General features: G+C 60.6%; 6 protein-coding genes. 5 read left to right on the top strand and 1 reads right to left on the bottom strand.

Features of this window, described 5'->3' with window-relative positions:
• Positions 1 to 254 precede the first annotated feature (254 nt).
• The 4 genes from DU29_RS0126855 to DU29_RS0126840 all read left to right on the top strand — a co-directional run bounded on the left by DU29_RS0126855 (position 255) and on the right by DU29_RS0126840 (position 5,098).
• A complete protein-coding gene (locus DU29_RS0126855) occupies positions 255 to 890 on the top strand; it encodes an RluA family pseudouridine synthase (protein WP_028624482.1) in 636 nt (211 codons plus the stop codon).
• Positions 891 to 1,099: 209 nt separating this feature from the next.
• Positions 1,100 to 2,389, top strand: coding sequence for a M18 family aminopeptidase (locus tag DU29_RS0126850; protein WP_028624481.1), 1,290 nt, complete (start codon positions 1,100 to 1,102; stop codon positions 2,387 to 2,389).
• Positions 2,390 to 2,688: 299 nt separating this feature from the next.
• Positions 2,689 to 2,865 (top strand): hypothetical protein, encoded by a 177-nt coding sequence (locus tag DU29_RS1000000133040; RefSeq protein WP_177326987.1) that lies wholly within the window; start codon positions 2,689 to 2,691, stop codon positions 2,863 to 2,865.
• A 76-nt stretch (positions 2,866 to 2,941) separates the two neighbouring features.
• Positions 2,942 to 5,098, top strand: coding sequence for a mechanosensitive ion channel family protein (locus DU29_RS0126840; protein WP_028624480.1), 2,157 nt, complete (start codon positions 2,942 to 2,944; stop codon positions 5,096 to 5,098).
• Between the two features lie 233 nt (positions 5,099 to 5,331).
• On the opposite strand, the gene DU29_RS0126835 is transcribed toward DU29_RS0126840, so the two are convergent.
• Positions 5,332 to 7,005, bottom strand: coding sequence for a DEAD/DEAH box helicase (locus tag DU29_RS0126835; protein WP_028624479.1), 1,674 nt, complete (start codon positions 7,003 to 7,005; stop codon positions 5,332 to 5,334).
• Between the two features lie 431 nt (positions 7,006 to 7,436).
• On the opposite strand from DU29_RS0126835, the gene DU29_RS0126830 reads away from it, so the two are divergent.
• Positions 7,437 to 8,228: a crotonase/enoyl-CoA hydratase family protein gene (locus DU29_RS0126830; RefSeq protein ID WP_028624478.1), complete on the top strand. Its 792-nt coding sequence runs from the start codon at positions 7,437 to 7,439 to the stop codon at positions 8,226 to 8,228.
• Positions 8,229 to 8,374: the final 146 nt, after the last annotated feature.

Genomic DNA, 8,374 nt, shown 5'->3' with positions numbered 1-8,374 from the left:
CGCTCTGGAAAACCAGGGCAGTTGCTCGATTCTGGAACTCAATATCACCCTGCCGGATCGCTGATCGATCCGACGGGAGCCACGGCGGCTCGATCATTTACGCGCCCCTGTCCTGTAGGAGCCGGCTTGCTGGCGATCGCATCAACGCGTTGTGTCATTTACACCGCGTGGATGCGATCGCCAGCAAGCCGGCTCCTACGGAAGGGATCTGCAAATGATCGCGTCGCCGTTGCCGTTTGTTACGAGGCTGTTTAATGCCGCTGTCCAACATCAGCATCATCCATCAGGACGCCGCCGTTCTGGTGGTGAACAAACCGACCCTGCTGCTTTCCGTCCCTGGCCGCGCCGAGGACAACAAGGACTGCCTGATCACCCGCCTGCAGGAAAACGGCTACCCGGAAGCGCGAATTGTTCATCGCCTCGATTGGGAAACCTCCGGCATCATTCTGTTGGCCCGCGATCCGGACACTCACCGCGAACTGTCCCGGCAATTTCATGATCGTGAAACCGAAAAGGCCTACACCGCACTGTGCTGGGGCCAGCCGGAACTGGACAGTGGCAGCATTGATCTGCCCCTGCGCTACGATCCGCCGACCAAACCTCGCCACGTGGTGGATCATGAATTCGGCAAGAACGCCCTGACCTTCTGGCGCGTGCTTGAGCGCCGTGAGGATTGGTGCCGCGTTGAGCTGACACCGATCACCGGCCGCTCCCATCAGTTGCGCGTGCACATGCTCTCCATCGGTCATCCGCTGCTGGGCGACGGGCTCTACGCCCACGAGCAGGCGCTCGCCGCCTGGCCACGGTTGTGCCTGCACGCGAGCATGCTGAGCTTCACGCATCCGCAGACCGGCGAGCGCCTGCGCTTCGAGTGCCCGGCACCGTTCTGAACACCCCGCACAACCTGTGGGAGCGGGCTTGCTCGCGAAGCGTTGTGTCAGACCCTGTCGATGCTGACTGATAAACCGCTTTCGCGAGCAAGCGCGCTCCCACAGTGGATCTCCGGCAGATTCATTCGCGAAGCCATCCGCTCCAGCACCCCACCGCCAATTCTCCGACCAATACGTTAAACTGACGCCATTGCTGTCTGGAGCTATTTATGCGCGAAGAGTTGAACCAAGGCCTGATCGATTTCCTCCGGGCCTCCCCTACCCCGTTTCATGCTACCGCCAGCCTCGTTCAGCGCCTGGAAGCGGCGGGTTATCAGCGGCTCGACGAACGCGAGCCCTGGACCACCGAGGCCAACGGCCGCTATTACGTTACCCGTAACGATTCCTCCATCGTCGCCATCAAGATGGGCCGACATTCGCCTCTGCACGGCGGCATTCGCCTGGTAGGCGCACACACCGACAGCCCGTGCCTGCGGGTCAAACCGCAGCCGGAATTGCAACGTCAGGGCTTCTGGCAACTGGGTGTGGAAGTCTATGGCGGCGCGCTGTTGGCACCGTGGTTCGACCGTGACCTGTCCCTGGCCGGTCGAGTGACCTTTCGCCGCGACGGCAAGGTCGAGAGCCAGCTGATCGACTTCAAGGCGCCGATCGCGACCATCCCCAATCTGGCCATTCACCTCAACCGCGAAGCCAACATGGGCTGGGCGATCAATGCCCAGACTGAATTGCCGCCGATTCTCGCGCAATTTGCCGGTGACGAGCGTGTGGACTTTCGCGCCGTGCTCACCAACCAGCTCACGCTGGAGCATGGCCTGAATGCCGACGTAGTGCTCGATTACGAGTTGAGTTTCTACGACACCCAAAGCGCTGCCGTGATTGGTCTCAATGGCGACTTCATCGCCGGTGCGCGTCTGGACAACCTGCTGTCGTGCTACGCCGGACTGCAAGCCTTGCTCACCGCTGACACCGAAGAAACCTGCGTGCTGGTCTGCAATGACCACGAAGAAGTCGGCTCCTGCTCGGCGTGCGGCGCGGACGGCCCGATGCTCGAACAAACCCTGCGCCGCTTGCTGCCCGAAGGGGATGAGTTCGTACGCACCATTCAGAAGTCTCTGCTGGTCTCGGCCGACAACGCCCACGGTGTGCACCCCAACTATGCCGACAAGCACGACGCCAACCACGGCCCGAAACTCAACGCCGGCCCGGTGATCAAGGTCAACAGCAACCAGCGCTATGCCACCAACAGCGAAACCGCCGGCTTCTTCCGCCATCTGTGCATGGCCGAAGAAGTCCCGGTACAAAGCTTCGTGGTGCGCAGCGACATGGGTTGCGGCTCGACCATCGGCCCTATCACCGCCAGCCACCTCGGCGTGCGCACCGTCGACATTGGTCTGCCGACGTTCGCCATGCACTCGATCCGCGAACTGTGCGGCAGCCATGACCTGACGCACCTGGTGAAAGTGCTGAGTGCGTTTTACGCGTGCCAGGAACTGCCCTGAGGCAGCAGCTGGTTGGTGAATGAATAGATACATCTGTGGCGAGGGTGCTTCTGTGGTGAGGGGGCTTGCCCCCGTTCGGCTGCGAAGCAGTCGCAAAGCCAGTAAATGCGGTTTGCCTGAAGAATCACGGTTGCCTGATTTTGGGGCGGCTGCGCAGCCCAACGGGGGGAAGCCCCCTCGCCACAGGGGCTCCATACCACAGCTATCGCGCTGCTCCTGACGCATTCTGACCCACATCACCCCAAGCTCGCCTAAACCGACCTAAACTTCGAGTAACCCTCCGACAAGGCAGTCGCCCCATGATCTCGATGCAATCCTTCCACGCTATGCTGATCCCGATTCTCATCGGGATGATCCTGCTGGCGATCGGCTACAACTTCCGTGACAAGAACGCAGGCATTTTCGCCATGTGGGTCGGTATGTTGACCATCCTCGGCACTGTGATTTTCAAGATCCTCGCCAAACTCAACGAATAAATGCCCACCCGGCTCGCATTGGTTTTGACGGGCTCGTACACTCGTTCGATCCGCTTAGCCCGAGGTTGACCGTCCAGTGTTCGCTCGTTTTTTCGCCCTGCCGTATTTTCTTCTCGTCTGCCTGCTGATGCTGCTACCGATAGCGTCCGCCGAGGCGGTCGGTTTGCCCAGCCTGCTCAACGGCGGCGCCAAGACCCAACCGCAAGCCGAAGAACCGCTGGGGCAATCGCTGGACGAGGTCATCAAGTCGCTGGAGAACGATCAGCAACGCACCCAGTTGCTAACCGACCTGAAAAAACTTCGTGACGCCACAGCGAAAGCTCAACCGACACCCGAGCAAGGTGTGCTCGGCCTGATCGGCGGCACCCTGACCAATTTCGAGAAACAGTTCTCCGGGGCAGACAGTCCGCTGACACGCTGGTCTGCGGAATTCAAACTGGCCGAGGACGAACTCGCGGCGCTGATACTGCCGGCCAACGAATGGCTGCCGATCATCTTTGGCTTCGCCATGATTCTGATGGTCTGGAGCCTGCTGGCGGCGGCGCTGATCTGGCTCGGCCACCGCGTTCGGATGCGCTTCGGTCTGACTGCAGAATTGCCGCAGCACCCCAAGGCGCTCGACATGTTGCGCTTCGCTTTGCGCAAACTTGGACCGTGGCTGATCGCCTTGGTGATCACCGTTTATATGAGTTACGCCCTGCCCTCGTCTCTGGGCAAAAGCCTGGCGATGGTGCTGGCTTACGCGCTGGTGGTCGGCACGTGTTTTTCGGCGATCTGTGTGATTGCGTTCTCCGTACTCGACGGCCCGCATCGCCACCGCGCCTTGTATATCCTGCGCCATCAAGCCTTTCGCCCGCTGTGGCTGATCGGCAGTTTCGCCGCCTTCGGTGAGGCCCTGAGCGACCCGCGTCTGGTCACCAGCCTCGGTACTCATCTGGCGCACACTGCCGCGACCATCGCCAACGTACTCGCGGCGCTGTCCACCGGACTGTTCATCCTGCGCTTCCGCCGGCCGATCGCGCACTTGATCCGCAACCAGCCGCTGTCCCGGCGCCTGACCCGTCGCGCGCTCAGCGACACGATCGAGATTCTCGGAACCTTCTGGTTCGTGCCAGCGCTGGTACTGGTGGCGATCTCGCTGTTCGCCACATTCGTCTCGGCCGGCGACACCAGCACCGCGCTGCGCCAATCGCTAATCTGCACCGTGCTATTGGTGTTGTGCATGGTCATCAACGGGTTGGTACGCCGCCATTCGCTGCGACCGCAACGCGGGGTAAAACGCCACGCGCTGTACTCGGACCGCTTGAAAAGCTTCTTCTATACCCTCGCCCACCTGTTGGTCTGGCTGGTCTTCATCGAGCTGGGCCTGCGGGTCTGGGGCATGTCGCTGATCGCATTTACCGAGGGTGACGGGCACGAGATCAGCGTCAAACTGTTCGGCCTCGCCGGCACACTGATCTTCGCCTGGCTGGTGTGGATTCTCAGTGACACGGCCGTGCATCACGCGCTCACCCGATCGCGCAAAGGTCTGGCCAATGCCCGCGCGCAAACGATGATGCCGTTGATCCGCAACGTGCTGTTTGTGGCGATTTTCATCATCGCGCTGATCGTCGCCCTGGCCAACATGGGCATGAACGTCACGCCACTGCTGGCGGGTGCCGGGGTAATCGGTCTGGCCATCGGTTTCGGTGCGCAATCACTGGTCGCCGACCTGATTACCGGTCTGTTCATCATCATCGAAGATTCGCTGGCCATCGACGATTATGTCGACGTCGGCGGCCACCTCGGTACCGTCGAAGGCCTGACCATCCGCACTGTGCGCCTGCGAGACATCGACGGCATCGTCCATACCATCCCGTTCAGCGAAATCAAAAGCATCAAGAACTATTCGAGGGAATTCGGCTATGCGATTTTCCGGGTGGCAGTGCCGGCCAATATGGACATTGATAACGCGATCAAACTGATGCGCGAAGTCGGTCAGAAAATTCGCACCGATCCGCTGCAGCGGCGCAACATCTGGTCGCCGCTGGAGATACAGGGTGTCGAGAGTTTCGAGTCAGGCAACGCGATCCTGCGCGCCCGTTTCAAGACAGCGCCGATCAAGCAGTGGGAAGTGTCGCGCGCCTTTAACCTGTCGCTGAAACGTCATCTGGATGAAGCAGGCTTTGATCTGGCAACGCCGCGCATGAGCGTGCAAGTGGTCACAGCTGGAGGCGGAACGGCAACGGAATAACCCTGTAACAGCGGCATTGTGGCGAGGGGATTTATCCCCGTTCGGCTGCGCAGCAGTCGTGAAATCGGACAGCGAGGTCTTGCAGACGCACCGTGCATGCAGGTTTACGACTGCTGCGCAGCCGAACGGGGATAAATCCCCTCACCACAAGACAGCTGTTACAAATCGCAGGCAAAAAAATCCCCGAACCAGTCGGGGATTTTTCATGTTCGATCAATCAGCTCTAGAGCGGATCAATCTTCGCGATAGCGACGCAGCTTCAACTGCTTACCAGCAACGCGAGTGTCCTTCAGTTTGGTCAGGAGTTTTTCCAGACCGTCTTCCGGCAGCTCGACTAGGCTGAAGCTGTCACGCACCTGGATGCGACCGATGGCTTCACGAGCCAGACCACCTTCGTTGAGGATGGCGCCCAGCAGGTTTTTGGCAGCGATGCCATCACGCGCACCCAGCGCGGTACGGCAACGAGCACGACCTTCGGCCAATGCAACCGGAGCGCGACGCTCACGATCACCACGGTCCGGGCGATCACCGGTACGCTCTGGACGATCGCCACGCGGTGCATTGTTCGGCACCAGTGGACGTTCTTTCTCGATAGCGTCCAGGGTCAACGCTTGACCGTTGGTTGCCTTGCGCAGCAGGGCTGCGGCCAGGGCACGCGGGCTGCAACCGATGTCGGCGGTCAGACGATCGAGCAGATCACCGTGAGTCGACTCGGCATCGCCAACCAGCGGCGACAGACTGTTGGTCAGTTTCTTGATGCGCGCATCGAGAACGGCCTGAGCATCCGGCAGGCGGACTTCAGCAACTTTTTGACCGGTTACACGCTCGATCACTTGCAGCATGCGGCGCTCGCGCGGAGTCACCAGCAGCAATGCACGACCTTCGCGACCGGCACGGCCAGTACGGCCGATACGGTGAACGTAGGATTCCGGATCGTACGGCATGTCCACGTTGAACACGTGAGTGATGCGCGGAACGTCCAGACCACGAGCGGCAACGTCGGTCGCCACAACGATGTCCAGACGGCCATCCTTGAGGGATTCGATCACGCGCTCACGCTGGTTCTGAGCAATGTCACCGTTCAGCGCAGCGGCTTTGTAGCCTTTGGCTTCCAGGGCACTGGCCAGGTCCAGGGTCGCTTGCTTGGTGCGCACGAACATGATCAGGGCGTCGAAGTCTTCGACTTCCAGCAGGCTCAATACAGCCGAGGTCTTCTGGTCAGCGTGAACCAACAGGTGAGCCTGTTCGATCGCGGTAACGGTCTGGGTCTTGGTCTGGATCTTCACGTGTTGCGGATCGCGCAAATGGCGTTCGGCAATGGCGCGAATGGACTGCGGCAGGGTCGCCGAGAACAATACGGTCTGACGGGTAGCAGGCAAGGCCTTGAAGATAACTTCGAGGTCGTCCATGAAACCCAGCTTGAGCATCTCATCGGCTTCGTCGAGAACCAGGTGGTTCACGGTCGACAGCACTTTTTCGTCACGACGCAGGTGGTCGCACAGACGGCCCGGGGTGGCGACAACGATCTGTGCGCCATTACGGATTGCTTTCAGTTGTGGGCCCATCGGGGCGCCGCCGTAAACGGCCACAACGGTCACGCCCGGCATTTGCTTGGCGTAGGTTTCGAAAGCGGTTGCTACTTGCAGCGCCAACTCACGGGTTGGCGCCAGGATCAGGGCTTGCGGCTCGCGCTTGGCAGGATCGATGCAATGCAGAATAGGCAGGGCAAAAGCGGCGGTTTTACCGGTACCGGTTTGCGCCTGGCCAATCATGTCCTGGCCGGCCATGATGATCGGGATCGATTGCTGCTGAATAGCCGAAGGTTCTTCGTAGCCGGTCGCAATGACGGCTGCAAGAATGTTCGGATTAAGATTAAAAGCGGCGAAGCCGCCGGTTTCCTGGGTCATGGGTCTGCCTCTAAGTGCATCCGCAAAGACCCATGCTCCAAAGCTGCGCATGCCGTGTAAGACTCAAGAGTCGCCCTGGCTGCTTTGTCGGCGGGGATTTGCGAAAACGAATGAATGAAAAAGATTCGTCAAGGGAGAGTCCGCTGTGCGGACGTGCAGCCGAAGCTGACTTCGGGGAATTGCGCTACCTAAACGCGGCCCGGTTAAAGGCCGGCGCGCACTATACCGGAATTCGGCCAAAAAGGGAGCATTATTTGTCGGAAAACTGACACGTATGCCGTTACGTCACACGCTTTGCGCAGATTCGATACACCGACTACTTTTCAATGGCCCGGCCCCGCTGGTGATCGCGCTAAATCGGTTCACCTGAATCACGCAAACTGGCGCGCGCTCTTCCCGCTCACGCCCCTTCCCGCACGAGGAATTGCTTGATGAATCAGCCCCCTTCGAGTCGTGTCACCTGCGAGCGGCACGGCCACGTCCTGATGATCGGTCTGGACCGGGTCGCCAAGCGCAACGCTTTCGACCTCGAACTGCTCAACGCGTTGAGCCTTGCCTATGGCGAGTTCGAGGCTGACCGCGAAGCGCGGGTGGCGGTGGTGTTTGCCCATGGCGAGCACTTTACCGCCGGGCTCGATCTGGTCAACGCCAGTGCGGCGCTCGCTGAAGGCTGGCAGGCGCCGCCCGGTGGTTGTGATCCGTGGGGGGTGTTTGTCGGCCCACGGGTAAGCAAACCGGTGATCGTCGCTGCGCAGGGCTACTGCCTGACGATCGGTATCGAGCTGATGCTCGCGGCCGACATCAACCTGTGCGCCAGCAATACCCGTTTCGCGCAGAAGGAAGTACAACGCGGGATCTTCCCGTTTGGTGGCGCGACCCTGCGCCTGCACCAACTGGCCGGTTGGGGCAATGCCATGCGCTGGTTACTCACCGGCGATGAGTTTGATGCCCATGAAGCGTTACGCCTGGGCCTGGTGCAGGAAGTCATGGCCAGTGAGGATTTGATGCCGCGAGCCATTGAGTTGGCACAGCGGATTGCGTGCCAGGCGCCGCTTGGGGTGCAGGCGACGCTGATGTCGGCGCGGCAGGCGCGTCACGAAGGCGAAATGGCGGCGGCAGAGGCGTTGCCGGCGCTGGCGAAGCGCTTGCTGGGCAGCGAGGATGCGCAGGAAGGAATGCGGTCGCTGGTGGAGAAGCGTCCGGGCGTCTTCAAAGGCTGCTGACAATGCTTTTGTGGCGAGGGAGCTTGCTCCCGCCGGGCCGATCCGCGTCCGGGCGAAGCGGCCCCAAAAATCTTCGCAACCAATGCACATTTTGTGAATGCTGCGCACTGGAGCGCCAGCCTGGCCAAGCGGGAGCAAGCTCCCTC

It is taken from the genome of Pseudomonas sp. Ant30-3 (assembly GCF_000690905.1).
Classification (GTDB): domain Bacteria; phylum Pseudomonadota; class Gammaproteobacteria; order Pseudomonadales; family Pseudomonadaceae; genus Aquipseudomonas.
Note: the sequence above shows the minus strand (reverse complement) of the source record. Positions and strands in the feature narration are given on the sequence as shown.